This window comes from Thioalkalivibrio sp. AKL8 (assembly GCF_000380525.1).
In the GTDB taxonomy this organism is placed as follows: Bacteria; Pseudomonadota; Gammaproteobacteria; order Ectothiorhodospirales; family Ectothiorhodospiraceae; genus Thioalkalivibrio; species Thioalkalivibrio versutus.
This window is the reverse complement of the sequence record NZ_AQYF01000008.1, coordinates 77,043-98,894: the sequence shown is the minus strand read 5'-3', so window position 1 is coordinate 98,894 and position 21,852 is coordinate 77,043. Positions and strand designations below refer to the sequence as shown.

The 21,852-nt window shown below is 68.2% G+C and carries 19 protein-coding genes; 11 read left to right on the top strand and 8 right to left on the bottom strand.

Going from position 1 to position 21,852, the window contains the following annotated elements; translation table 11 throughout:
• The 5 genes from G335_RS0107765 to dksA form a co-directional block, all read right to left on the bottom strand.
• Positions 1 to 1,362: a sigma-54 dependent transcriptional regulator gene (locus tag G335_RS0107765; protein ID WP_018169413.1), complete on the bottom strand. Its 1,362-nt coding sequence runs from the start codon at positions 1,360 to 1,362 to the stop codon at positions 1 to 3.
• Positions 1,359 to 4,286 (bottom strand): ATP-binding protein, encoded by a 2,928-nt coding sequence (locus tag G335_RS0107760; RefSeq protein ID WP_018169414.1) that lies wholly within the window; start codon positions 4,284 to 4,286, stop codon positions 1,359 to 1,361. Before G335_RS0107760 ends, G335_RS0107765 begins: the two co-directional genes overlap by 4 nt.
• Entirely contained in the window at positions 4,276 to 4,449 is a 174-nt protein-coding gene (locus G335_RS14265; protein ID WP_018146090.1) for a hypothetical protein, read from the bottom strand. The genes G335_RS0107760 and G335_RS14265 overlap by 11 nt, the downstream gene beginning before the upstream one ends.
• Positions 4,450 to 4,541: 92 nt before the next feature.
• Complete coding sequence (gluQRS, locus tag G335_RS0107750) at positions 4,542 to 5,489, bottom strand: tRNA glutamyl-Q(34) synthetase GluQRS (protein WP_018169415.1); 948 nt, start codon at positions 5,487 to 5,489, stop codon at positions 4,542 to 4,544.
• A gap of 13 nt (positions 5,490 to 5,502) precedes the next feature.
• Entirely contained in the window at positions 5,503 to 5,955 is a 453-nt protein-coding gene (gene dksA / locus G335_RS0107745; protein ID WP_018146088.1) for an RNA polymerase-binding protein DksA, read from the bottom strand.
• A gap of 168 nt (positions 5,956 to 6,123) precedes the next feature.
• On the opposite strand from dksA, the gene G335_RS0107740 reads away from it, so the two are divergent.
• Positions 6,124 to 6,894, top strand: a complete 771-nt coding sequence (locus G335_RS0107740; protein ID WP_018169416.1) for an HAD family hydrolase — start codon at positions 6,124 to 6,126, stop codon at positions 6,892 to 6,894.
• A gap of 13 nt (positions 6,895 to 6,907) precedes the next feature.
• Here G335_RS0107740 and G335_RS0107735 read toward each other — a convergent pair whose 3' ends face one another.
• Positions 6,908 to 7,615 (bottom strand): MarC family protein, encoded by a 708-nt coding sequence (locus G335_RS0107735; protein ID WP_018169417.1) that lies wholly within the window; start codon positions 7,613 to 7,615, stop codon positions 6,908 to 6,910.
• Positions 7,616 to 7,912: 297 nt separating this feature from the next.
• On the opposite strand from G335_RS0107735, the gene cysM reads away from it, so the two are divergent.
• Genes cysM through kdsB form a run of 10 tightly spaced genes read left to right on the top strand, consistent with a single transcriptional unit; the run spans position 7,913 to position 16,993 of the window.
• Positions 7,913 to 8,824, top strand: a complete 912-nt coding sequence (gene cysM / locus G335_RS0107730; protein WP_018169418.1) for a cysteine synthase CysM — start codon at positions 7,913 to 7,915, stop codon at positions 8,822 to 8,824.
• Complete coding sequence (locus G335_RS0107725; protein ID WP_018176374.1) at positions 8,821 to 9,627, top strand: 3'-5' exonuclease; 807 nt, start codon at positions 8,821 to 8,823, stop codon at positions 9,625 to 9,627. The genes cysM and G335_RS0107725 overlap by 4 nt, the downstream gene beginning before the upstream one ends.
• On the top strand, positions 9,627 to 10,955 hold the full coding sequence (rlmD, locus tag G335_RS0107720; RefSeq protein WP_018176373.1) for a 23S rRNA (uracil(1939)-C(5))-methyltransferase RlmD: 1,329 nt from the start codon (positions 9,627 to 9,629) through the stop codon (positions 10,953 to 10,955). Before G335_RS0107725 ends, rlmD begins: the two co-directional genes overlap by 1 nt.
• 27 nt (positions 10,956 to 10,982) lie before the next feature.
• Positions 10,983 to 11,621 (top strand): MotA/TolQ/ExbB proton channel family protein, encoded by a 639-nt coding sequence (locus G335_RS0107715; RefSeq protein ID WP_018146082.1) that lies wholly within the window; start codon positions 10,983 to 10,985, stop codon positions 11,619 to 11,621.
• Positions 11,618 to 12,046: a biopolymer transporter ExbD gene (locus G335_RS0107710; protein ID WP_018650355.1), complete on the top strand. Its 429-nt coding sequence runs from the start codon at positions 11,618 to 11,620 to the stop codon at positions 12,044 to 12,046. Before G335_RS0107715 ends, G335_RS0107710 begins: the two co-directional genes overlap by 4 nt.
• Complete coding sequence (gene msbA, locus G335_RS0107705) at positions 12,036 to 13,817, top strand: lipid A export permease/ATP-binding protein MsbA (RefSeq protein ID WP_018176372.1); 1,782 nt, start codon at positions 12,036 to 12,038, stop codon at positions 13,815 to 13,817. Before G335_RS0107710 ends, msbA begins: the two co-directional genes overlap by 11 nt.
• Positions 13,807 to 14,943 (top strand): glycosyltransferase N-terminal domain-containing protein, encoded by a 1,137-nt coding sequence (locus G335_RS0107700; protein WP_018176371.1) that lies wholly within the window; start codon positions 13,807 to 13,809, stop codon positions 14,941 to 14,943. Before msbA ends, G335_RS0107700 begins: the two co-directional genes overlap by 11 nt.
• A 2-nt stretch (positions 14,944 to 14,945) precedes the next feature.
• Positions 14,946 to 15,968, top strand: a complete 1,023-nt coding sequence (gene lpxK, locus G335_RS0107695; RefSeq protein ID WP_018146079.1) for a tetraacyldisaccharide 4'-kinase — start codon at positions 14,946 to 14,948, stop codon at positions 15,966 to 15,968.
• Positions 15,969 to 15,971: 3 nt separating this feature from the next.
• Positions 15,972 to 16,166, top strand: coding sequence for a Trm112 family protein (locus G335_RS0107690; RefSeq protein WP_018169424.1), 195 nt, complete (start codon positions 15,972 to 15,974; stop codon positions 16,164 to 16,166).
• A gap of 8 nt (positions 16,167 to 16,174) precedes the next feature.
• Entirely contained in the window at positions 16,175 to 16,993 is an 819-nt protein-coding gene (kdsB, locus tag G335_RS0107685; RefSeq protein ID WP_018169425.1) for a 3-deoxy-manno-octulosonate cytidylyltransferase, read from the top strand.
• A 63-nt stretch (positions 16,994 to 17,056) separates the two neighbouring features.
• On the opposite strand, the gene G335_RS0107680 is transcribed toward kdsB, so the two are convergent.
• Both G335_RS0107680 and G335_RS0107670 read right to left on the bottom strand, forming a co-directional pair.
• Positions 17,057 to 17,917 carry a PA4780 family RIO1-like protein kinase gene (locus G335_RS0107680; RefSeq protein ID WP_018169426.1) on the bottom strand — a complete coding sequence of 287 codons (861 nt, stop codon included), beginning with the start codon at positions 17,915 to 17,917 and terminating at the stop codon, positions 17,057 to 17,059.
• A 476-nt stretch (positions 17,918 to 18,393) separates the two neighbouring features.
• The gene (locus tag G335_RS0107670) at positions 18,394 to 21,846 is read right to left on the bottom strand and encodes an AAA family ATPase (protein WP_018169427.1); all 3,453 of its coding nucleotides are present in this window, start codon (positions 21,844 to 21,846) and stop codon (positions 18,394 to 18,396) included.
• Positions 21,847 to 21,852: the final 6 nt, after the last annotated feature.

Sequence of the window (21,852 nt, the reverse complement as noted above, 5' to 3'; positions counted from 1 at the left end):
TCAGCCGCGCGGGCGGGGGAGATTCTCACGCTGACGGCGTTCCCACAGGGTCTTGCGGCTGATGCCGAGGGCCCGGGCCAGCTCGGTCTCGGTCATGCTGCCCTGGTTTTCCTGCACGAAGTGCCGGAAATACTCGTTCAGGCTCGAGCCCTTGCCCTTGCGGGTCGGAAACGCGGGGTTGGGGATCTCGTCGTCCCGGGCCGGGGTGCCCGTCGAGAGTCCCATGTGGTCCGCTTCGATGCAGCCATCCGGGCTCAGTACCCACCCGCGTTCCAGGGCGTTCGCCAGCTCGCGCACGTTGCCGGGCCAATCTTGCGACTCCAGGGCCTGGCGTGCCGCGTGTGACAGTTGTGGCACTGGCCCCGAACCGGCCAGTGCCTCGAGGAAATGCCGTGCCAGGGGGATGATGTCCTCGCGCCGTTCGCGCAGGGGCGGGATGGACAATTCCAGGACCCGCAGGCGGTAGTAGAGATCGGCACGAAAGGCCTGTTCCTCGATCATGGCCTCGAGGTCGCGGTGGGTGGCCGCCAGCAGGCGTACATCCACCTTCAGGTTCTCGTTGGACCCGACCGGGCGGAGCTCGCCATCCTGCAGGACCCGTAGCAGGCGGGCCTGGGCCGCGGGTGCCAGTTCGCCGATCTCGTCCAGGAACAGCGTGCCGCCGTGCGCGCTCTGGATCAGGCCGGTGCGCGCCTTGACCGCACCGGTGTAGGCACCCTGGGCGTGACCGAACAGCTCGGCCTCGACCAGACCCTCGGGGATGGTGGCGCAGTTGACCGCGACGAACGGGCCGCTGGCGCGCGGGCTCAGCTCGTGCAGGGCGCGCGCGGCGAGCTCCTTGCCGGTACCGGACTCGCCGCGCAACAGTACGGTGGAATGGGTCATGGCCACGCGCCGGATCTGATCACGCAGCTGCTGCATGGCCGCGCTGTCGCCGACCAGGCCCAGCCCGGGGCGGGGAGACGCATTGCTACCCGCCTCGGCCGTTTCCGGGGCGGGGCGGTCGCGCTCGGCGCGTGCGCGCAGCGCGGCACGCAGGGTCAGCAGCAGGGCGTCGTGATCGAAGGGCTTGGCGATGTAGTCGGCGGCCCCTTCCTTCATCGCGTTGACCGCCGAGGGGACCGATGCGTAGCTGGTCATGATGACCGTGGGCGTGCGGGTGAACTCCGGCAGCAGCTCGATGCCCTCGCCATCCGGCAGGCGCAGATCCACCAGTTGCAGATCGTAGGGATCGGCGGCTGCGAGCGCCCGCGCCTCGGCCAAGTTTTCGGCCACGCCGACCTCGAAGCCGTGATGCTCCAGGAACCGCCGCACGGCGCGGCGGATCGGGGCTTCGTCGTCAACGAGCAGGATGCGGGTCATGAGTCGTCGCGTGGCAGAGTCAGCAGGAATCGAGCACCGCCCTCGGGGCGGTTGGCGGCCATCAGGGTACCACCGTGGTCGCGCACGATGCTGTAGGCCACTGGCAGCCCCAGGCCGGTGCCCTGGCCGGCCGGCTTGGTGGTAAAGAACGGCTCGAATAGCCGTTCCAGGCTGGATTCGTCGATTCCGGGGCCAGCGTCGTCGATGGTGATCTGGACATGCCGTCCGTGGAGTCGGGCCGCGATGGTGACGGTGGCGTCCTCGGGCGAGGCCTGCTCGGCGTTGGTCAGCAGGTTGATGAACACCTGCAACAGCGTGGCATGCGAGCCGCGGACGTGCAGCCCCGCGAGACCCGAGGTCGTGAACTGCAGGTCGTTGCGCCCGGCCAGGCGCATCAGGCGGATGGCCTCGGCCACGAGATCGTCCAGCGCGATGGTCTCGAAGTGTCCGGCCGAGGGGCCCTCGTCGGCATGGGCGAAGGTGATCAGCGACTGCACGATGGCGTTGATGCGTCGGGTCTGGGCCAGGATGTCGTCGGCGATGCCGTGGATCTCCTGCGGGTCGTCCTCCAGGGGCAGGGTCTGCGCCAGGGAGGCGATACCGGTCAGTGGATTGCCGATCTCGTGCGCGACCCCGGCGGCAAACCGGCCGATGGAGGCCAGGCGATCGCCGTGGGCGATCTCGGACTCGAGCTGGGCGCGTTCGGTCACGTCCTCGATCAGGACCACGCGGCCTTCCACCTGACCCTGGGCATCCTGCAGTTCGGAGCGGTGCAGGTTCAGGCGGCGGTTGCCGGCAGGCAGGTCCACGTTCAGTTTGTACCACTGGCGGTCCGGGCTCTCCAGGAAGGCGGTCAGCAGGCCGCTCCACGGACTGTCGAGCTGACCGATGTTCTGACCCACGGCGTCTTCCGTGGCGACCTGCGTGAGCTGCGCCAGGGCCTGGTTCCAGCCGGTGATCTCGCCGGTATTGGTAAGGCTGGCTACCCCCAGCGGGAGCTCGTGCAGGATCTGGCGATGAAAGCGGCGCAGGGCGTCCAGCTCGGCCGCCAGGCCGGACAGCGGCAAGGGGCGGGTCTCCAGCTGTTCCTCGATCCGCCGCAGGCTTTCGCTCAGGGTGTGGCGCCCGGCGGCATCCAGGCGCAGGTGCTGGTCGACGATCATGCGAGCCAGTACCGGCCCCAGCAGGCCGGAGAGATTGCGCTCGATGCGCTCGCGGAGGTGGCGCAGATCGCCGCGCGACCGCGTATGGCGTGGCAGGCCGAGATCATCCAGGGCGCGCTGGACCTCGTGGCGCGCGGTGCCCGGGCCCAGGGTGGCCGCCAGCGCGGTCTCCATCTCGGTGACGTCGCCCGCCAGCGGCAGGCCCGCGCCGGGGGCGGTGGATTCGTTGGGGCAGCAGGCCCGGCCGGCCTCGGCCTCCTCGGGGTTGGGCCGGGTCAGCAGCGAGCCGACGACGAACAGGACCGCGTTGACGCCCAGGCTCAGCATCAGCGCAAAGGTCCACGGGTCCAGCATCTCCGCGTGCAAGAGGCGTTGCGGGTCGGGCAGGGCGGTCGCGATCCCGGCATCCGACAGCAAAGGCATGACGAGGGTGAACGCCCAGCCGGCAATCCCGGCTCCTAGGCCCAAGAGAAATCCGACCCGGGTCGCCTGTTTCCACAGCATCAGGCCGATCAGGCCCGGCAGAAGTTGCGCCACCGCAGCAAACGAGATCAGCCCCAGCTGCGCCAGGCCCTCGACGACCTGCAGCAGGCCGTAGAAGGCATAGCCGAGCCCGATGATGAACACGATCCAGATGCGCCGCCCCCAAAGCAGGCGGGTGTAGAGGTTGGCGCTGCGCTCCTCTTCGTGCAGTCGGGTCAGTGGCGAGAGGTAGTTGGTGCCCATATGGGCGAGCGCCAGGGTGGTCACGATCATCATCGCGCTGGCGGCGGACAACCCACCGATGAAGACCAGCAGGGCGAGGCTGGGCGACTCCAGCAGCCCGGCGATGCCGATGGCGTAATAGTTGGGCGAGATGCCAAGCCCGGCTGCCTCCCCGGCCCAGTAGAGCACCGGCATCGGCAGGTTCAGCAGCAGCAGGAATGCGGGGAACGCCCAGGCCGCGGTGTTCAGTGCCTGCGGGTTGATGTTCTCGGTGAACAGCATGTGGAACTGGCGTGGCAGCAGGAAGGCGGCCGCGAAGGCCAGGATCATCATCGCGAACCAGCCGCCCTGGCGCACCGGCTCGTACAGCGCATCGACCGCCTCGGGATGGGCGGCCAGCCAGTCGTTCAGCCCGCCGAGGCCGCCGAACACGGCGTACAGCGCCACGGCGGCAATCACGAGGATGGCGAGCAGCTTGACGATGGACTCGAAGGCGATGGCCAGCACCAGACCGGCGTGCTTTTCGCGCGGGGCGATGTGGCGGGCGCCGAACAGGATCGCGAACAGCGCGATGGTGCCGCTGAAGGTCAGGGCGAGCAGATGCGGCGGGGTCTCCGCGGTCAGCACGGCGGCGGACTCGGCCACGGCCTTGATCTGTAGCGCGATGTACGGGAGTACCCCGGCGAGCATGAACAGGGCGACCACGGGCCCGGTGAAGCGGCTGCGGTAGCGAAAGGCGAACAGGTCGGCCAGCGAGGTCAGCTGCTGCTCGCGGGTCAGGCGCAGGAGGGGGCGCAGCAGCCAGGGGGTGGCGGCGAAGGCCAGGGTCACGCCGAGGTAGATGGTCAGGTACAGGTAGCCCTGGTCGGCGAGGAAACCAAGGTTGCCGTAGAAGGTCCAGGACGTTGCGTATACCCCCAGCGACAGACTGAACACCCAGCCATTGGCCGCCAGTCGGCCTACTCGGGGGACGCGGTCGGCCAGGAACGCTATGCCGAATAGCAGGGCGAGGTAGGCCACCCCGACCGCGTAGATCAGACCCAGGCTAAGGGTCACGGCGCCCGCTCCGGCTCAGTGCCGCGATGGCTACGACGAACAGCGCCCAGGCCGTGAAGGGCCACCACCAGGCAGGACTCAGGTAGGCAACCCAGAGGACCAGCGGGCTCAGAAACAGCAATGCGCCCAGCAGGGCGATCAGGATGGCGCGAGGGGCGTCCATCGTCAGCCGCTCGCAAGCACCTTGCGGTGCGCGGGCGAGCGATCCTGCGGGGCCGTCCGGGTTGGCGCGCGGGTGGAGAGCATGCGGCGAGTCTACACCGCGCGCGCGGCCCCGGGCAGTGCCGCCGGCAATGGCAGGTGGTCGCCGAGGGTGTGTCCCTGCAGGCGCTCCAGGGCTTCGGCCAGCTGGGCCTCCGGTGCGTCGGGTGCCTGGGCGTCGCCCGGGGCCAGGCCGATCACCGTCAGGGTGTCGGCCAGCTGCCGCCGGGCGGTATCCGCGTGGATGCCCTCGGCTCCGGTGGCCTTGGCCAGCTTGTCGCCGCCGGGCGCGACAAGGACCGGGTGGTGGGCATAGGCCGGTGGAGTGGCGCCCAGCGCCTCGTAGAGTTGCATCTGGCGCGGGGTGGAGCCGAGCAGGTCGATCCCGCGCACCACGCGGGTTACGCCCAGGTCCAGGTCGTCCACCACGGTGGCGAGCTGGTAGGCGACGATGCCATCCGCACGGCGGATCACGAAGTCGCTTCCGAGTGCCTCCAGATCGAAGGCGACCGTACCCAGAAAGCGATCCGCGATCGTCCAGTAGCGAGTGGTCGCCCGGGCACGCACGGCCCGTGGCTCGCGTTCGGGCGGCAGGCCGTGGCGACAGGTCCCTGGATAGATCGGCCCTTCCCAGCCCGGCCGCCCGCGCGCGGCCAGGTCCTTGCGGGTACAGCCGCAGGGGAAAGCCAGGTGCGACGTCAACAGGGTGTCCAGGGCGCGCTGATAGGCGGGACCGCGTTGGCTTTGCCAGGTGACGGGGCCATCCCAGACCAGGGCGAAGGCCTCGAGGGCATGGAAAATGGCATCGGCCGCCCCCGGGCGAACCCGGGGGGCGTCGATATCGTCGATTCGCAGATGCCAGCGGCCGTCGGTACTCCGGGCATCGAGCCAGGAGATGACGGCGGCCAGCAGGGAGCCCGCGTGCAGCGGGCCGGAAGGGGTAGGGGCAAACCGGCCGACATAGCGGTCGGCCCGGGTAATCCGTTCGGGCGTGACCGTCACGGCCCGGCCGGGATCAGGCGCGCTGCTTTTCCTTGATCTCGTCGAGCTGCTTGCAGTCGATGCACATGGTGGCCGTCGGGCGGGCCTCCAGGCGGCGAATGCCGATCTCCACGCCGCAGGTCTCGCAGTAGCCGTAATCGTGGGTGTCGATCTTGCGCAACGCCTCGTTGATCTTCTTCGACAGCTTGCGTTCGCGGTCGCGGGAGCGCAGTTCCAGGCCGAACTCCTCTTCCTGGGTGGCGCGGTCGGCCGGATCGGCAAAGTTGGACGCGTCCTGGCGCATGTGCCCCACGGTGCGATCGACTTCCTCGGCCAGCTCCTGGCGCCATGCCCGCAGCAGGCTGCGGAAATGCTCGAGCTGATCCGGATTCATGTAATCTTCGTCCGGCTTCGGCTCGTAGGGCGCAATGCCCCCGGCGACCATGTGCTGGGTGGAGGGCTTGTCGGTCTTTTCGTCAGCAGCCATGCGGGCTTTCTCCGGCTGGAAAAATGAGGCGCACTTAGTACCAGAGTCGGGCGGGCCGGGCAAGTCCCGTGCCATGACTGTTGGTGCCTGGTCTCGGCTGGATGCCGGGAATGTGCCGGCTCGCGGCCGGTTTTTCAGCGAGATACGGGAAAAGGCGGAAATAACGGGATGACGGAATTGCAGGCGCTGATTTTCGATGTGGACGGCACATTGGCGGACACTGAACGCGACGGTCATCGCGTCGCCTTCAACAAGGCGTTCGCGGATGCGGGCCTGGACTGGGACTGGAGCATCGCGCGCTACGGCGAGTTGCTGCGCGTGACCGGCGGCAAGGAACGCATCCGCCAGTACCTGTCCGAGGACCATCCCGAGGTCCTGAACGAGCCGGGGATCGATGCGCGTATTCGCGAGCTGCATGCGGCCAAGACGCGGCACTACGTGGCCCTGCTTGAGACCGGCGCGATCCCGCTGCGGCCGGGGGTGCGCCGGTTGCTGGACGAAGCGGAGGCCGAGGGTCTGCGCCTGGCGATCGCCACGACCACCACACCCGAGAACGTCACGGCCCTGCTGGAGGCCACGCTCGGAAGCGAGGGCCCGTACCGCTTCGAGGTGATCTCCGCCGGCGACATCGTGCCGGCCAAGAAGCCGGCTCCGGATATCTTTACCCATGCACTGGAGGCGATGAACTTGCCGGCGGAGGCCTGTCTGGCCCTGGAGGACTCCGACAACGGCGTGCGTTCCGCCCGCGGGGCGGGGCTGGAGGTCGTGGTCACGACGAACGACTACACCCGCGAGCAGGCGTTTGATGGCGCCTTGGCCGTGCTGGATGGGTTCGGTGAGGCGGATCAGCCCGCGACGGTCCTGGCCGGTCCGGCACTGGAAGGCTCGGTGGTGGATATCGCGACCCTGCGCGCCTGGGTCTCCGGGGCGAAGGGATAGCCGGCGCGCCGGCTCAATCGTTTTCGCGCGGCGGCAGGCGCGGGTCCTCGATCTCGGTCCCGTCGAGCATCTGGGTATCCAGCAGGAAGCCGACGGCGGCGTCGCTGACCCCGTTGATCACGAACTGCACGGCCAGGACCGCGAGAATCAGACCGAACACCTTGGTCAGGATGTCCTTGCCGGTATCCCCGAGGAATTTCACCAGATAGCGCGAATGGACCATCGCGTAGTAGCACGCGACCATGCAGGCCAGCACCGCCAGGAACACGAGGACCAGGTGATAGATGGTGGGGGCCTCGCTGGTCAGGATCATGACCGTCGCAATCGCCCCGGGCCCGCTCATGAACGGGATGGCTAGCGGGATGACCGAGATGTCCTCGGTCACCTGCCCCTTGTCGGCCTTCACCTCCTCGGCGGTCTCGCGCTCGCTGGCCGCCTTCTGCCGGATCATGCCGATCGCGATGCCGAACAGGATGATGCCGCCGGCGATACGGAACGCCGCCAGCGTGATCCCGAAAAGCTGGAAGATCACCCCGCCCAGCAGGGCAAAGGCGAACAGCAGGGCCGTGGCGACCTTGACCGAGCGCAGGGCGGTGGAGCGGCGCTTCTCCTCGGAGGCGCGCGGCAGCATTGCGGTGAAGATGAACGCGGTCGTCAGTGGATTCACGATGACGAACACCGCGAGGAAAGTGACGATCAGGTATTCGAGCAATACGAGCATGGCTCTAGCTTAGGCAGAATGCCGTACCTTTGCGATGTGCAGCGTGGAGTCGCCACTGACATTGTTGCGAGCACCGTCATTGCAAGGCCCCGCAGGGGCCGTGGCACAAAGGCGCGAAGCGCGTTGAACGGCCACAGGCTGGCCTGAACGGCGAGCGTAGCGAGTAATCTCTGGAATGCCGCACGCCGTCGGAATCCGGTGATTTCAGAGGGGGATCGCCACGTCGCGGTGTTCCACGCGATGACGGGGCGAGCATGCATGGGCATGGATCGGGTCCGATCGTTATACTCTGCGCGCATGAAGAAACGCCTGCACCCGGAATCCTTCCCGACCCTCGAGCACTTCGTCGGCAATACGCCGCTGGTGCGCCTGCAGCGCATGGCGGCGGATCTGCCGTCCACCGTGCTGGTCAAGCTCGAGGGCAACAACCCCGCCGGTTCGGTCAAGGACCGGCCCGCGCTGAACATGATCCAGGCGGCCGAGCGCCGCGGCGACATCCAGCCCGGCGATACCCTGATCGAGGCGACCAGCGGCAACACCGGCATCGCGCTGGCGATGGTCGCGGCGATGAAGGGCTATCGCATGATCCTGGTGATGCCGGACAACATGTCGGCCGAGCGCCGCGCCTCGATGAAGGCCTTCGGCGCCGAGCTGGTGCTGGTCTCGCGCGAGGAGAGCATGGAGGGCGCGCGTGACCTGGCGGACCGCATGGAGGCCGAGGGCAAGGGCCGGGTGCTGAATCAGTTCGGCAACCCCGACAACCCGGATGCGCATTACATCGGCACCGGGCCGGAGATCTGGCGCGACACCGAGGGCACGGTGACCCACTTCGTCTCCGCGATGGGGACTACCGGCACCATCATGGGCGTGTCGCGCTATCTCAAGGAGCGCGATCCGGAGGTGCAGATCGTCGGCGTGCAGCCGGCCGAGGGGGCGTCCATCCCCGGCATCCGGCGCTGGCCGGAGGCCTATCTGCCGACCATCTTCGAGGCCTCGCGGGTGGACCAGACCGTGGACGTGACCCAGGAGGAGGCCGAGGAGACCATGCACCGGCTGGCGAGTGAAGAAGGCATCTTCGCCGGGGTCTCCTCCGGTGGTTCGGTGGCCGCGGCGTTGAAGCTGGCGGCGCAGACCGAGGGTGGGACCTTCGTCGCGATCATCTGTGACCGCGGCGACCGCTACATCTCCACCGGCGTGTTCCCCGCATGAGTGCCCCGGTCCTGATCTTCGATCTCGAGACGGTCCCGGACATCGAGGGCGCGCGCCGTCTGCACGACTTCGAGGGGCTCGCCGATCACGAGGTCGCCGAGGCGATGTTCGCGCTGCGCCGTGCCCAGACCGGCTCCGAGTTCCTCAAGCATCCGTTGCATCGCATCGTGTCGATCGGCGTGCTCTATCAGGGCGGCGATGCGCTGAAGCTCTCCGCCTTCGGCCGCGAGGGCGAGGACGGCCAGACGCCCTCCGAGGCCGAACTGCTGCGGCAGTTCTTTGACGTGATCGACAAGCGCACGCCACAGCTCGTTAGCTGGAACGGCGGCGGCTTCGACCTCCCGGTGCTGCATTACCGCGCGCTGGTCAACGGCGTGCAGGCCCCGCGCTACTGGGAGCAGGGCAACGACGATCGCGAGTTTCGCTATAACAACTACCTGTCGCGCTTCCACTGGCGCCATGTGGATCTGATGGACGTGCTGGCGGGCTTCCAGGGCCGCGCGGTCACCAGCCTCGACATGATGGCCAGCCTGCTCGGCTTCCCCGGCAAGCTGGGCATGGATGGCTCGAAGGTCTGGCCGGCCTGGCGCGACGGGCGTCAGGACGAGATCCACGACTATGTCGAGCACGATGTGCTGAACACCTACCTGGTCTGGCTGCGCTTCGAATACATGCGCGGCAACCTGACTGACGCCGCGCTGGCCAGCCGGCAACAGCAACTGGCCGAGTACCTGGAGGGCAGTGGTGCGGCGCACCACCGTGAGTTCCTCGACGCCTGGCAGCCTGCCGGGACCGACACCTGATGGCACGCATCGACAAGACCCCGTTCGAGGCCCGGATCGAGGAGGTCACCCTGGACGGTCAGGGCGTGATCCGTCGCGAGGGCAAGGCCTGCTTCATCCACGGCGTGCTGAAGGGCGAGCGCGTGATGGCGGTGCAGACCGGGCGCAAGCGCCGATTCGACACGGCCGAGGTGGTCGACGTGCTGGAGCCGGCCGCGGGCCGGGTCGAGCCGCCCTGCGAGTTCTTTGGCCTTTGCGGGGGCTGCAAGCTGCAGCACGCCTCGGTCGAGACCCAGCGTGAAATCAAGGAGCAGGCCCTGTTCGACGCGCTGGAACGCATCGGCCACGTGACGCCGGAGGCGCACTTCGAGCCGCTGACCGCCGACACCCTGGGTTATCGCCGCACTGCGCGGCTGGGCGCCAAGCACGTGCCGAAGAAGGGCGGCGTGCTGGTCGGCTTTCGCGAGCGCGGCAGCCCGTATCTCGCCCAGATGACCCACTGCGAGGTGCTGCACCCGGCGGTGGGTGGGCGTATCCAGGCGCTGCGCGAATTGATGGACGGGCTGGAGGCGCGCGACCGCCTGCCGCAGATCGAGGTCGCGGTGGATGACGACGAGCGCGTGGCGTTGATCTTCCGCAACCTCGATCCGCTGTCCGAGGCGGATACTGAGCGCCTGTCCGACTGGGCCGAGGCCGAGGGCATCCAGGTGTATCTGCAGCCGGGCGGGGCGGACACGGTGGAGCCGCTGGCCGGGCCGATCGAGCCGCTGATCTACCGCCATCCGGACTACGGCGTGTCGGTGCCCTTCATGCCGACCGATTTCATCCAGGTGCACGCACAGATCAACCGCAAGATGGTGCCGCAGGCGCTGGAGGCGCTGGACCTGCAACCGGGGCAACGCGTGCTGGACCTGTTCTGCGGGCTGGGCAACTTTACCTTGCCGCTGGCACGGACCGTGACCGAGGGCGAAGTGGTCGGCGTCGAGGTGGACGACGCGATGCTGGCGCGGGCGCGTGCGAATGCCCGTGACCAGGGTATCGCCAATACCCGCTACGAGCGCGCAGACCTGGACGATGTCGAGGCGTTGAAGAGCGCCGCCTGGTTGCGCGAGGACTTCGACCGGGTGCTGCTGGACCCGCCGCGTACCGGCGCGGCCGCGGTGATCGAGGCCCTGGCGCCGCAGCGGATCGAACGCCTGGTCTATGTGTCCTGCAACCCGGCCACGCTCGCCCGTGACGCCGAGCGCCTGGTGCATCATCATGGCTATCGCCTGGAGCGGGCGGGGATCATGGACATGTTCCCGCACACTGCGCACGTGGAATCCATGGCCGTGTTCCGGCGCGCCTGACGCGCTTCGATATTTTAGGGGAATTGCATGCTGGAGATCGTACAAGCGGGTGGGTGGCTGATGCTGCCGATCCTGCTGTGTTCCGTACTGGCCGTGGCCATCGTGCTGGAGCGGCTGTGGACGTTGCGCCGCTCGCGGGTCGTGCCGCCGCGCCTGCTGACCTCGGTGTGGGAACAGATGCGCACGCAGGGGCTCAAGCTGGACGATATCCAGCGTCTGCGTGCGGGTTCCCCGCTGGGGGCGATCCTGGCCGCGGGTCTCGCGACCCATGACCGCGCCCGCCAGATCACCCAGGAGAGCATCGAAGAGGCCGGACGTCGCGTGGCCCACGATCTCGAGCGCTACATGAACACGCTGGGCACGATCTCGATGATTACCCCGTTGCTGGGCCTGCTGGGCACCGTGGTCGGGATGATCGAGGTGTTCACCGTGATCACCGAGATCGGCGTCGGCAGCCCGCGCGATCTGGCCGGTGGTATCTCGCAGGCCCTGATTACCACCGCGACCGGGATCGGCGTGGCCATCCCGGCGCTGGCCTTTCATCGCTACTTCCGTGGCCACATTGACGAACTGGTGCTGGAGATGGAACAGGAGGCCACCAAGCTGGTCGAGGTGATCCATGGCGAGCGCGAGGCCGGTGCGGTCGAGGGCGGGGCCAAGGCGTGAACTTCCGTACGCCAAGCCGGCAGGAAGAGCCCGGCGTCAATCTGACGCCGTTGATCGATGTGGTGTTCCTGCTGCTGATCTTCTTCATGGTCTCCACCACGTTCGATCAGCACGCGGACATCGAGCTGACCCTGCCCTCGGCCGACCGCGAGGCCGAGGCTGTGGAGCGCGCGTGGATCGACATCATCGTGGACGCGAACGGCAACTACTTCATCAACGGCCAGGAACTGATCAACCGCCGCGCGGAGACCCTGGAGCGCGTGTTGTCCGAGGCCCGCGAGGGCCGCGAGGACGACCCGGTGCTGATCCGCGCGGACGCCAATGCCACCCACCAGTCGGTGGTGCGCGCGCTGGATGTCGTCGGCCGCCTGGGTATCACCTCGGTCTCCATCGCCACCCTGGGTGACGCCGCCGATGACGACTGACGACCCGCACCCACAGCACCTCGACTCCGGCTGGGCGGTTTATCGCCGCCTGCTTGGCTACGCCTTTGTCTACTGGCCGCTGCTGGCGATTGCGACGGTGGCGATGCTCGGCATGGCGGCGACCGAAGCGGGCTTTGCCGCGCTGATGAAGCCGCTGATGGACGAGTCGTTCGCCGAGGGTGATTCACACCCGCTGATTCCGTGGATTCCGGTGGTGCTGATCGGCTTGTTTCTGATCCGGGGCGTGGCCGAGTTCGGTTCGGTCTACGCGATGCGCTACGTCGGGCGGCAAGTCGTCAAGCGCCTGCGCGAGGAGCTGTTCGAGCGTCTGTTGCACATGCCGGTGCAGCGCTTTCAGGAGCAGAGCAGCGGCGAGCTGATTTCACGCGTGACCTACAACGTGGAGCAGGTTGCGACGGCCGCCACGGACGGCTTCAGCACCCTGGTGCGTGACACCCTGACGATTATCGCGCTGCTGGCATGGATGTTTTGGCTGACCCCGAGCCTGACCCTCACGATCCTGGTTATTGCGCCGGTGATGGCCATTCTGGTGCGGGTGGTGACCAAGCACTTCCGGCGTATTTCGCATCGCCTGCAGTACAACATGGGCGATGTGACGCACGTGACGCAGGAGGTGATCGAGGGCCACCGGGTGGTGCGCATCTTCGGTGGCGAGACCTACGAGCGCGAGCGCTTCGAGGACATCAATGAGCGCAATCGCCGCCTGCACATGCGTATGGAGGGTATCAAGGCCGCTTATACCCCGACCATCCAGTTCCTGGTGGCGGCAGTACTGGCTTTCGTGATCTGGGTGGCGACCTCCGATTTCGGCGATGACACCGTCACTGCCGGCACCTTCGTGTCATTTCTGACCGCGATGCTGTTGTTGCTGAGCCCGATTCGCCGGCTTTCGATGATCAACGCGACCCTGCAGCGCGGGATCGCGGCCGGGCAGAACATCTTCGCCGTGCTGGACGAGACGCCGGAACGTGACACGGGGCACGTACCGCTGGATCGTGCCGAGGGGCACCTGGTGTTCGACGACGTCGCTTTTCGCTACGGTCCGGAAGGCCCGGACGTGTTGAAGGCGGTCTCCTTCGAGGTGAAGCCGGGCGAGAACGTCGCGCTGGTCGGTCGCTCGGGCAGTGGCAAGACCACCCTGGTCAACCTGCTGCCACGTTTCTATCACCCGACCGAGGGCCGTATTGTGCTGGATGGTCACGACCTCGAGACGATCCGTCTGCGCGACCTGCGCCGTCAGATCGCCTATGTCGGTCAGAACGTGACCCTCTTTGCGGATACAGTCGCAGCCAATATCGCGTACGGGCGGCCCGAGGCCAGCGAGGCGGAGATCCGCGAGGCTGCCCGGGCGGCGCATGCGCTGGAGTTCATCGATCGCCTGCCGGAGGGGATGCAGACCCTGGTCGGCGAGAATGGCACACGGCTGTCCGGCGGCCAGCGCCAGCGTCTGGCCATCGCCCGGGCGCTGCTTCGGGATGCACCGATACTGATCCTGGACGAGGCGACCTCGGCGTTGGACAACGAATCCGAACGTCAGGTGCAAGCCGCTCTGGACGCACTGGTGAGCACCCGTACCACGCTGGTGATTGCCCACCGTCTGTCCACTGTCGAGGGCGCCGACCGTATTCTGGTGATGGATAACGGCCGTGTGGTCGAGACCGGACGGCACGACGAGTTGATTGCCCTCGGCGGGGTTTACACGCTCCTGCACCGCCTCCAGTTCCGCGAGGAGGTGGGGGATGCGGGGTGATGCAGGAGGTTACGGCGCTCGGCGGTTTGCGGTCTGGAGCGCGACCTGGCGCGATTATCGTCGCGGTGAGGGGAACCGTGCGCGGGCCCGTCGGGGCTTCCTGACGCCACCCGACGAGCGGGGGCGGCTGGTCTGGATCAAGGCCGGCGGCACGCCCGAGGAGGTGCGCCTGGGGATCGAACTGCTCGGCGCGGTGCGCGACAAGCGCCAGGATGTACGCATCGTCCTGACCTTCGAGCAGGACTACCCGGAACTCTTTGAACGACACATGCAGCCGTTTCGCAAGGTGGGCGTGGGCTATGGCCCCTGTGACCGTCCGCGGGTGGTGCGCCGGGTGCTCGATCGTTTTCAGCCCCACGGCATCCTGCTGGCCGGCGGTCAGGCCCCGGTGAACCTCCTGCAGGCGGCCGAGGTCCCGGTGATCGCGGTCAATACCGAGCCGCCCGCCCGGGCAGTGCCTCCGGTCGTGCGCCACTGGCCGGTTGATCCGGCCGGGGCGGAGGCGTGGCCGGAGGCCGCGTTCGAAGCGGCCCTGGCGCCCGCCGACCCGCAGGCGCGATTTGTCGAGGCCCAGGCCGATGTGGTCCTGCGCGCATTGGTCGGGGGGAACGTGGAGCGCCTGTGGTGGTGGCACGGCACGTCGGAGCAGTGGCCCGCCTGGCGCACGGCCTGGCAGGCCTCTGGCCGGGGCCAGAGCGATATCCTGCTGGCGAGCCTGCGCGGGGATGCGACCGAGGCCGGGCTGCCCGGCGCGGATCTGGCGGTCTCGGCCTGGGATCGTTCGACGTTGGCGCCAGGGACTATCCTGCATCTGGATGACCGACGCTGGTTTGCCGCTGCGGCCAGTGCCGCCCATGCGGTGCATCTCGCGGCCTCGGATCGCCAGGCCTTGTGGCAGGGCCTGGCCGGCGGGGCGGCGGTGAGCCTGGGCGAGGCCCCGGCGGCGGCGTTGCCCTGCCCGGTTCTGGGCGAACCCACCGCGGTACTGGAGGCCTGGCAGCGGTTGAGCGCCGACCCGGCCGCGCGGCGTCAGCAGGGGGATGCGGCGCGGCGGCGCTTCTGGGACGAGCGGCGCCAGGTGGATGCCAATTTCGATGCTGTTCTGCAGCAGGTCTGGGACTGGTAGTCATGGGGTCGTTTCAGGCGTGGCTGAGCGCCCGGTTGTGGGATCAGTGGAGCCAGCGCGGGCCGTTCGCCGCGGCGATGTTCCCGTTGTCGTTGGCCTACGCCGGGCTTGCCGAGTGGAACCGTCAGCGGCAGGAGCAGGCGCGGCGCGATATCTCCATCCCGGCGCGCGCGGTGATCGTGGTGGGCAATCTGACCCTGGGTGGCAGCGGGAAGACACCGATGACGGTGTGGCTGGCCAAGCGCCTGCGCGCCGCTGGCTATCACCCCGGCATTGTCAGTCGCGGCTATGGCGGGCGTGGGGATGTGGCCGGGATCGCGGTGACGGCCGATTCCGATCCGGTGGTGGTGGGTGACGAGCCGTTGCTGATCGCCCGGCGCACGGGCGTCCCGGTGCAGGTGGATCGCGACCGGGTGCGCGGGGCGCGGGCGCTGACCGATCAGGGTGTGGACGTGGTGATCGCCGACGACGGCATGCAGCACCACCGCCTGCCGCGCGATATCACTATCCTGATGGTCGACGGGAGACGCCGCTTCGGCAATGGGCTTTGTCTGCCGGCGGGGCCGTTGCGGGAGCCGAAGCGGGCCCGAGAACGGGCCGATTTCGTGATCGTGACCGGTGGCGAGCCGGGTCCCGGCGAGATCCCGATGGAACTGGTCCCGTCCAGTCGGTTGCAGCGGGTGGACGGGGCGGAGGAGGCGCGCAAGCCCCACCGCTTTGCGCGGCGCGATGCCCACGCCATCGCCGGGATCGCGGATCCGGAGCGCTTCTTCCGCACCCTGGAAGCGGCGAAGATCGGTATCATCCGGCATCCGTTTCCGGATCACCATCGTTTCCTGCCGCATCAGATCCGCTTCGATGACGAATTGCCGGTTCTGATGACGGAGAAGGATGCCGTAAAATGCCGGTCGTTTGCGCAGGATAATCACTGGTACTGGCCGATCGCGGCCCGGTTGCCAACCACTTTCGAGCCGGCGCTACTCGCGCGTCTGGAGACGGTCAGTCGGCTCAAACACCTGGGGTAATGCATGGACAAGCGTCTGCTCGATATTCTGGTCTGCCCGGTTACCAAGGGTCCGCTCAAGTACGATCGCGAGAATCAGGAGCTGATCTCCGTCTCCGCCGGTCTCGCCTATCCGATCCGGGACGACATCCCGGTGATGCTGGAGGACGAGGCGCGCAGTCTCTCCGAAGACGAGAAGGAACGCTGGCGCGAGGCCTGAGCATCCGCATGACGGGCTTCGTTGTGGTGATCCCGGCACGCATGGCCTCCAGCCGTCTGCCGGACAAGCCGCTGGCTGCGGTGGCCGGGCGCCCACTGATTGCGCATGTGATCAGCCGTGCGCAGGAGAGCGCCGCCACTCGCGTGATCGTCGCCGCGGATGACGAACGCATCCTGGCGGTGGCGCGCCAGTGCGGGGTCGAGGCCTTCCTGACCGATCCCGCGCTCCCTTCCGGCACCGACCGCATCGCGGCTGTGGCCGCCGCCGAGGGCTGGGGCGACGAGTCCATCGTGGTCAACCTGCAGGGCGACGAACCGCTCACCCCGGGGGCGCTGCTGAATGACCTGGCGGCCCTGCTCGAACAGACCCCGCAAGCGGATATGGCCACCCTGGGCGTGCCGATCCGCTGCGCGGAGGATCTGGCCGACCCCAACCAGGTGAAGCTGGTGACCGACCGCAACGGCCGGGCCCTGTATTTCTCGCGCGCCCCGATCCCCTGGGACCGCGAGGCGCGCCGGGCGGGGCAGCCGCCCTCGGTCGACCATGCCATCCGGCACCTGGGGCTCTATGCCTACCGCGCCGGCTTCCTGCGGCGCATGAGTGCCGAGCCGCCCGCGCCGCTGGAACAATTGGAGCAGCTGGAACAGCTACGCGCGCTGGACATGGGGGCCTGGATCCAGGTCGGTCGCCGGGCCGAGGCGCACCCGCCTGGCGTGGATACCCCCGAGGACCTGGACCGCGTGGACGCCTTTTTTCGGGCACGGCCCGCGTGTAACGCGCAAGCGGGCTTCTACCGCCTGCCTGCGCGGAAGCCAGCTCGCAGGTGAAGGGATCGTTGCGGAGCTTCCGTTTCCGTCAGGACCCGGTTCGGGGATCGCGCACCCAGTCGCCTATTGGTTGTCGGGGTGGGTCGGGTCGAGGGCGGCCAGCAAGGCCTCGTGCTCCAGTCGCGCATCCTCGATCTCGTCGAGCACCCCATCCACGTCGGGGGTCTCTTCGCTGTGCACAAAGTGCCCCGTCAGGGGTGTTTCCGGCGTCAGGTCACCGTTGGCGAACAGGTCCCACATCTCGTGGGCGTACTGCGTCTCCAGCAGCGTGGGGTCCGCGCGGCCGAAGGTTGTGCGCATGTTGTTCACGTCCCGCTGCAGCATGCGGAATGCGCTGTTGTTGCCGGCGGCGTTGACGGCCTGGGGGAGGTCGATGATGACGGGTCCGTGCGCGTCCACCAGCACGTTGTACTCGGACAGGTCGCCATGGATCAGGCCGGCGCACAGCATGCGCTGGATCTGGCGGATCATGAATGCGAACCACTCGCGTGCTGTCTCGGGGTCCAGCTCGACTTCGTGCAGCTGGGGCGCGGTGTTGCCGTCGGCGTCCAGCACCAGTTCCATCAACAGGACGCGGTCGAATACGCCGTAGGGGACGGGCACTCGAACGCCCGCGTCGGCAAGGCGGTAGAGCGCCTCGACTTCCGCGTTCTTCCACTGCGTCTCCTCGACCTCGCGGCCGTGACGCCCACGTCGGGCCATGGCCCGCGCATCGCGGCTGCCGCGGACCTTGCGGCCTTCCTGATACTCGGCCAGTTTGTGGAAGCCGCGATGCTTGGCTTCCTTGTACGCCTTGGCACAGCGTGTCGCACCCCCGCTGCGGACGAGGTAGATGTTCGCCTCCTTGCCGCTTTGCAGCTGCCCGAGGACAGCATCAATGACGCCGTCTTCGATCAGCGGCTGGAGGATCTTGGGGATTTTCATAAGCGCGTACGGGGTTGGCGAAACGAAAGACGCCGACCTGGGGGAACCCCGGAGGCCGGCGTCGTGCGTTCCAAAACGGGTGGGTCAGGGCAGAAAGATCTTGGGTTTGCGCTTCTCCGCCTTGGCGGTGCGTTTCTCCATCAGTGTCTTTTCGGCCTTCTTCTTGCTGTCGCGCTTACGATCCATGGTCTTCATGGGGTGGGTCCTCTGGGGCGCCGGACGGGTCATCCGGCTGATTGCGTGCCCGTTTCTGCTGGCGTTTTTCTTCCTGCTTGGCGGCTTTCTTCAGCTCGCGCTGGCGCTTTTCGTATTGGTAGTTCGGTTTGGCCATAGGGCAGCAGGGTCTCCATTGGGGTGTCGCCAGCGAGGCGGGGTCACGAAGCGTTGTCTCTCCACAATAGCACCGAAACATCGCCGTGGGGGCGACCGCCCGAAGAAGGGCAAGGAGGTGCCTGGCGTTTTCGTCCCCGTGCGGTTCAGGCGGGCGGGTGCAAGCCGGCTTGCAGGGCGCGGGCCAGGGCCTGGCCTTCGCGGATGGCCCGCTCCGGTGTGGAATGGTGCGGTTTGAGGGTCGCGATCAGGCGGTGTTCGAGCTCGGTCTCGGTCAGGATTGTGTTCGGGTCGATATAGCCGTTGTCGGTGAGCCATTCGGACAGCCGTTCGCGGGCACTGCTCTGGAAGCGCTTGACCGTACCGTTCTCCAGTTCGCGCAGGAGCTGTTCGCCGTTGCCGTTCAGCTGCTTCGCCAGGTCGGAGACGGCGTCGATGAAGGTCGCACTGACCGCCTCGGAGGCCTCCAGGGCCTCGCGGTCTACCGGACGGCCGCGACCCTGGCGCCAGGCGCGAGTCCAGGCGCGGGCGGCCTCACTACGGGCCTGCAGCGTCTGGCATTCCGGGGGTTCCAGCAGGGAGTCGGCGGGGCCTTGTAGCAGGGATTCCAGCGCGCCCAGGCGATCCACCCCCAGCTCCAGCAGACGCTGCAACAGTTCCAGACGGTCCCGCAGCAGGTGAAACAGATGGATACCGGCCGGATCCTGCCAGGGGTCGATCAGGGGAATGCCCCCAATCCGCTGCGCGTAGTCCTCGGGCGCGTCGCTGCCGGGGGCGGGTACCGCTTCGGGTTCCGGAAGGCCCAGCTGCTCGTGGCTACCCAGCGCTTGCTGTCCCCAGCGGCGTGCGGCCAGGTCGATGATCTCGACGCTGGACTCCTGTGCCTGCCAGTAACGCGCGTCTTCGGGCTGGGCGGTCAGGTAGAAGACCTGGCGGCCGGCCTCGTGGGCCAGTGCCTGCAGGCTTTCGGCCACTGCCCGGAAGCGGTCCGGGTCCGCCGTGCCCAGCGCCTCGTCGAGGATGAGCGGGAGCGCGCTGCGCCCGCGTTCGGCCTCCAGCGCAAAGGCGATGCGTACGGCGAGCAGAAGCTGCATCCGCGTCCCGCTGGAGAGTTCGCTGAGCGACCGGGTGGCCCCGCTGGCGGTCTCGCGGGCGCTGAACCGGGCCGAGGCATGGGGCGAGAACTGAAGTTCGTAGTGATGCCGTGTGAAGCGCCGGAACCACTCGCGGGCCTGGCGCAGGGCGGCGGGCTGCACCGCCTGTTCGTGTTCCATCTCGACCTGGTCCAGCAGGAAGTTTCCGGCCGTGGCGAACAGGGCCTGGTCGAGTCGCTGGTTCAGGGCGTCGCGGGCGAGTTCGCGGCGGGCGCGGGCGGTTTCCAGCTGGCGTTCATGGCCGGCGCGGTCGATGGCCGCTTCGATGCGGGCGATCTCCTCGCTCAGCCGGTCGCGCTCCGCCGCCTGGTCACGCAGGGTCTGAAGTTGCGATTCCAGGGGTTCCGCGGCATCGGCCTCGACCGCCTCCAGTAGGTCCGGGCGGTCCTCGAGGTGGCGGCGGCGTTCGCGTTCACGTTCGCGCACATTACCCAGTTGCTCGCTTAGCTCCTGCCAGTCGGGCCACAGGCGTAGCCTCTCGCGCAGGGTCGATTCATCGTCATTCTCCAGGCCGGTCGCCGCGTACAGGGCGGCGATCTGCTCCCGAGTGCGGTTCGCGTCGGTTTGCAGGCGTTCGAGTTCGCGCTGGGCGGCCTTCTCCTCCCGCTGCGCGGTGTCCCGCGTCTGCAGCCGGGCCGCGAGACGGTCCAGCCGCTGGGCCAGGGCATCCGCCGAAGGCTCGGAGTCCGGAGGGGCCACGGCATATTGGGTGAGAAAGGCCATGACGGGTGCCCGGGTCGCCTCCAGCTCGGCTGTCAGGCGTTCCTGCTCCGCCCGGGCCGTGTTCACGGCCTGGCGGGCCCGGTCATGGTTCGCGGTCAGGTGGATCCAGCGCTGTAGCGAGGCATCCATGCAGGCGGGGTCGAAGCCGACCTGCCGGGCAATGTCCTTCAGACGCCCCTCTTCCCGGTCGCGGGCGGCGCGCCGCTCTTGCAGTTGCCGTTCGAGTCGGGCGCGGCGCTCCGCTGTTCGCCGCGCGCCCTCCGCGGTTTCCAGTTCACGCTCCAGGTGGGCCAGGCGCTCGCGGACCGCGTCGGCCGTCCAGTCCGTGGGCAGCGCCAGACCGGTATCGCGGAAGCGTGCCTTCGCAGCCTCGCGGGGTATGTTGTCGGTCGCCGGGCGAGCGGCGATGTAGGCGCCCCAGGCGACCGGGAGCGCGAGTACGGCGAAGGCGGGGTGTACCAGCAACGTCGCTGTGCCAATGGCGCCGCCCGCCGCGAGCAGGGCGATCCCGGCGGCGACCCGGCGCAGGCCGGTCCAGGGGGTGGGGCGCGGGGACATCAGCCAGTGCAGCAGCTCGTCGCGGCCGCGGCGCAGTGTGTCGGGGGTGGGCAGGGCGTCCTCTGTCGGAGGCAGGGAGGCGAGTTCGTCTTCCCGTTGCGCGATGCCGGCCTGCAGCCCACGCAGGGTCTCCAGGGACTGTTCCACCGAGTGGAGCGTGGCGGGGTCCAGGTCCGGAGCCGCCTCTGGCGTGCCCCCCAGTTCTTCGGTTGCCTGGTGCCGTGTCGCCTGGGCCGCGTGCAGCTCCCTTGTCGTCTGCTCCAGCCCCCTCTCCAGCTCCAGCAGCCTGCGGACCACGGGGCGTTGATCGTCCACGCAATCCGCATCCAGCTCGGGATCCGCCAGTCCGGCTTCCTCGCGGCGCTGGCGGGCGTCCTCCAGGCGTTCACGGGCCTGTTGTTGTTCGTGTTCCAGGCGCCGCAACTCGTCCTGGAGTGGGGCGAGGCGTTGCAGTTCGTCGCCGCGCAGCCGGTCCAGACCGGCAGGCAAGGCCGCCATCCGGGTCTCCAGCTCCCGGTGTTCGCGTCGGGCCCCCAGCAGGTCCAGGGCGCGTTCGTACTGATCGGCCTCGTGGGCAGCGCGCTGGGTCTGCTGGCGTTGCGCCTTCAGGTCGGTCAGGCGCTGTTCGTCGTGCTGCAGGCCGCGTTGCTGCTGACGGCGTTCGCGCAGTTCCTGTTCCGCGGCCGTCAGCGCCTGGGACTCGCTACGGGCGTGGGTCGTCTTCAGGGCCAACGCGGGATCGTCGCGCAGGGCGGGCAGGTCGTAGCCACCGGCCAGTTCGCGGGCCAGGCGCAGGCCGATCTCCTGCTCGGTGCCGTGGTCGGCGTTCAGCAGATCCTCGATGCGCAGGGTGTAGCAGTCGATGAAGCGATGATCCGGCAGTGGGGGCGCCTCGACGCGTTCGCCATTGCGGGACCAGGACAAGTCGGTCCCCAGCCGATGGGCCTGTAACGGGCCCTGGGCATCGACGAAGGTCGCCTCGATGTGGACTCCGGTCTGGCGCAGTTCCTGGGCATACAGGGCGGCTCGCAAGGCGCGCACCAGGCTCGATTTTCCGGACGCGTTGGGCCCGATGGCCACGTTCACGCCTGGCCCCAGGGCATCCAGGCGGAACCCCGGATGGATGCCCGGCAGACGGACGATATCCAGTGAGTCCAGTCTCATGCGGCC

Bases quoted from the DNA above. Each gene is read 5' to 3' on its own strand.
- G335_RS0107765 (WP_018169413.1), bottom strand. From the start codon at position 1,362: ATGACCCGCATCCTGCTCGTTGACGACGAAGCCCCGATCCGCCGCGCC.
- G335_RS14265 (WP_018146090.1), bottom strand. From the start codon at position 4,449: ATGGACGCCCCTCGCGCCATCCTGATCGCCCTGCTGGGCGCATTGCTG.
- dksA (WP_018146088.1), bottom strand. From the start codon at position 5,955: ATGGCTGCTGACGAAAAGACCGACAAGCCCTCCACCCAGCACATGGTC.
- G335_RS0107740 (WP_018169416.1), top strand. From the start codon at position 6,124: ATGACGGAATTGCAGGCGCTGATTTTCGATGTGGACGGCACATTGGCG.
- G335_RS0107735 (WP_018169417.1), bottom strand. From the start codon at position 7,615: ATGCTCGTATTGCTCGAATACCTGATCGTCACTTTCCTCGCGGTGTTC.
- cysM (WP_018169418.1), top strand. From the start codon at position 7,913: ATGAAGAAACGCCTGCACCCGGAATCCTTCCCGACCCTCGAGCACTTC.
- G335_RS0107725 (WP_018176374.1), top strand. From the start codon at position 8,821: ATGAGTGCCCCGGTCCTGATCTTCGATCTCGAGACGGTCCCGGACATC.
- rlmD (WP_018176373.1), top strand. From the start codon at position 9,627: ATGGCACGCATCGACAAGACCCCGTTCGAGGCCCGGATCGAGGAGGTC.
- G335_RS0107715 (WP_018146082.1), top strand. From the start codon at position 10,983: ATGCTGGAGATCGTACAAGCGGGTGGGTGGCTGATGCTGCCGATCCTG.
- msbA (WP_018176372.1), top strand. From the start codon at position 12,036: ATGACGACTGACGACCCGCACCCACAGCACCTCGACTCCGGCTGGGCG.
- G335_RS0107700 (WP_018176371.1), top strand. From the start codon at position 13,807: ATGCGGGGTGATGCAGGAGGTTACGGCGCTCGGCGGTTTGCGGTCTGG.
- lpxK (WP_018146079.1), top strand. From the start codon at position 14,946: ATGGGGTCGTTTCAGGCGTGGCTGAGCGCCCGGTTGTGGGATCAGTGG.
- G335_RS0107690 (WP_018169424.1), top strand. From the start codon at position 15,972: ATGGACAAGCGTCTGCTCGATATTCTGGTCTGCCCGGTTACCAAGGGT.
- kdsB (WP_018169425.1), top strand. From the start codon at position 16,175: ATGACGGGCTTCGTTGTGGTGATCCCGGCACGCATGGCCTCCAGCCGT.
- G335_RS0107680 (WP_018169426.1), bottom strand. From the start codon at position 17,917: ATGAAAATCCCCAAGATCCTCCAGCCGCTGATCGAAGACGGCGTCATT.
- G335_RS0107670 (WP_018169427.1), bottom strand. From the start codon at position 21,846: ATGAGACTGGACTCACTGGATATCGTCCGTCTGCCGGGCATCCATCCG.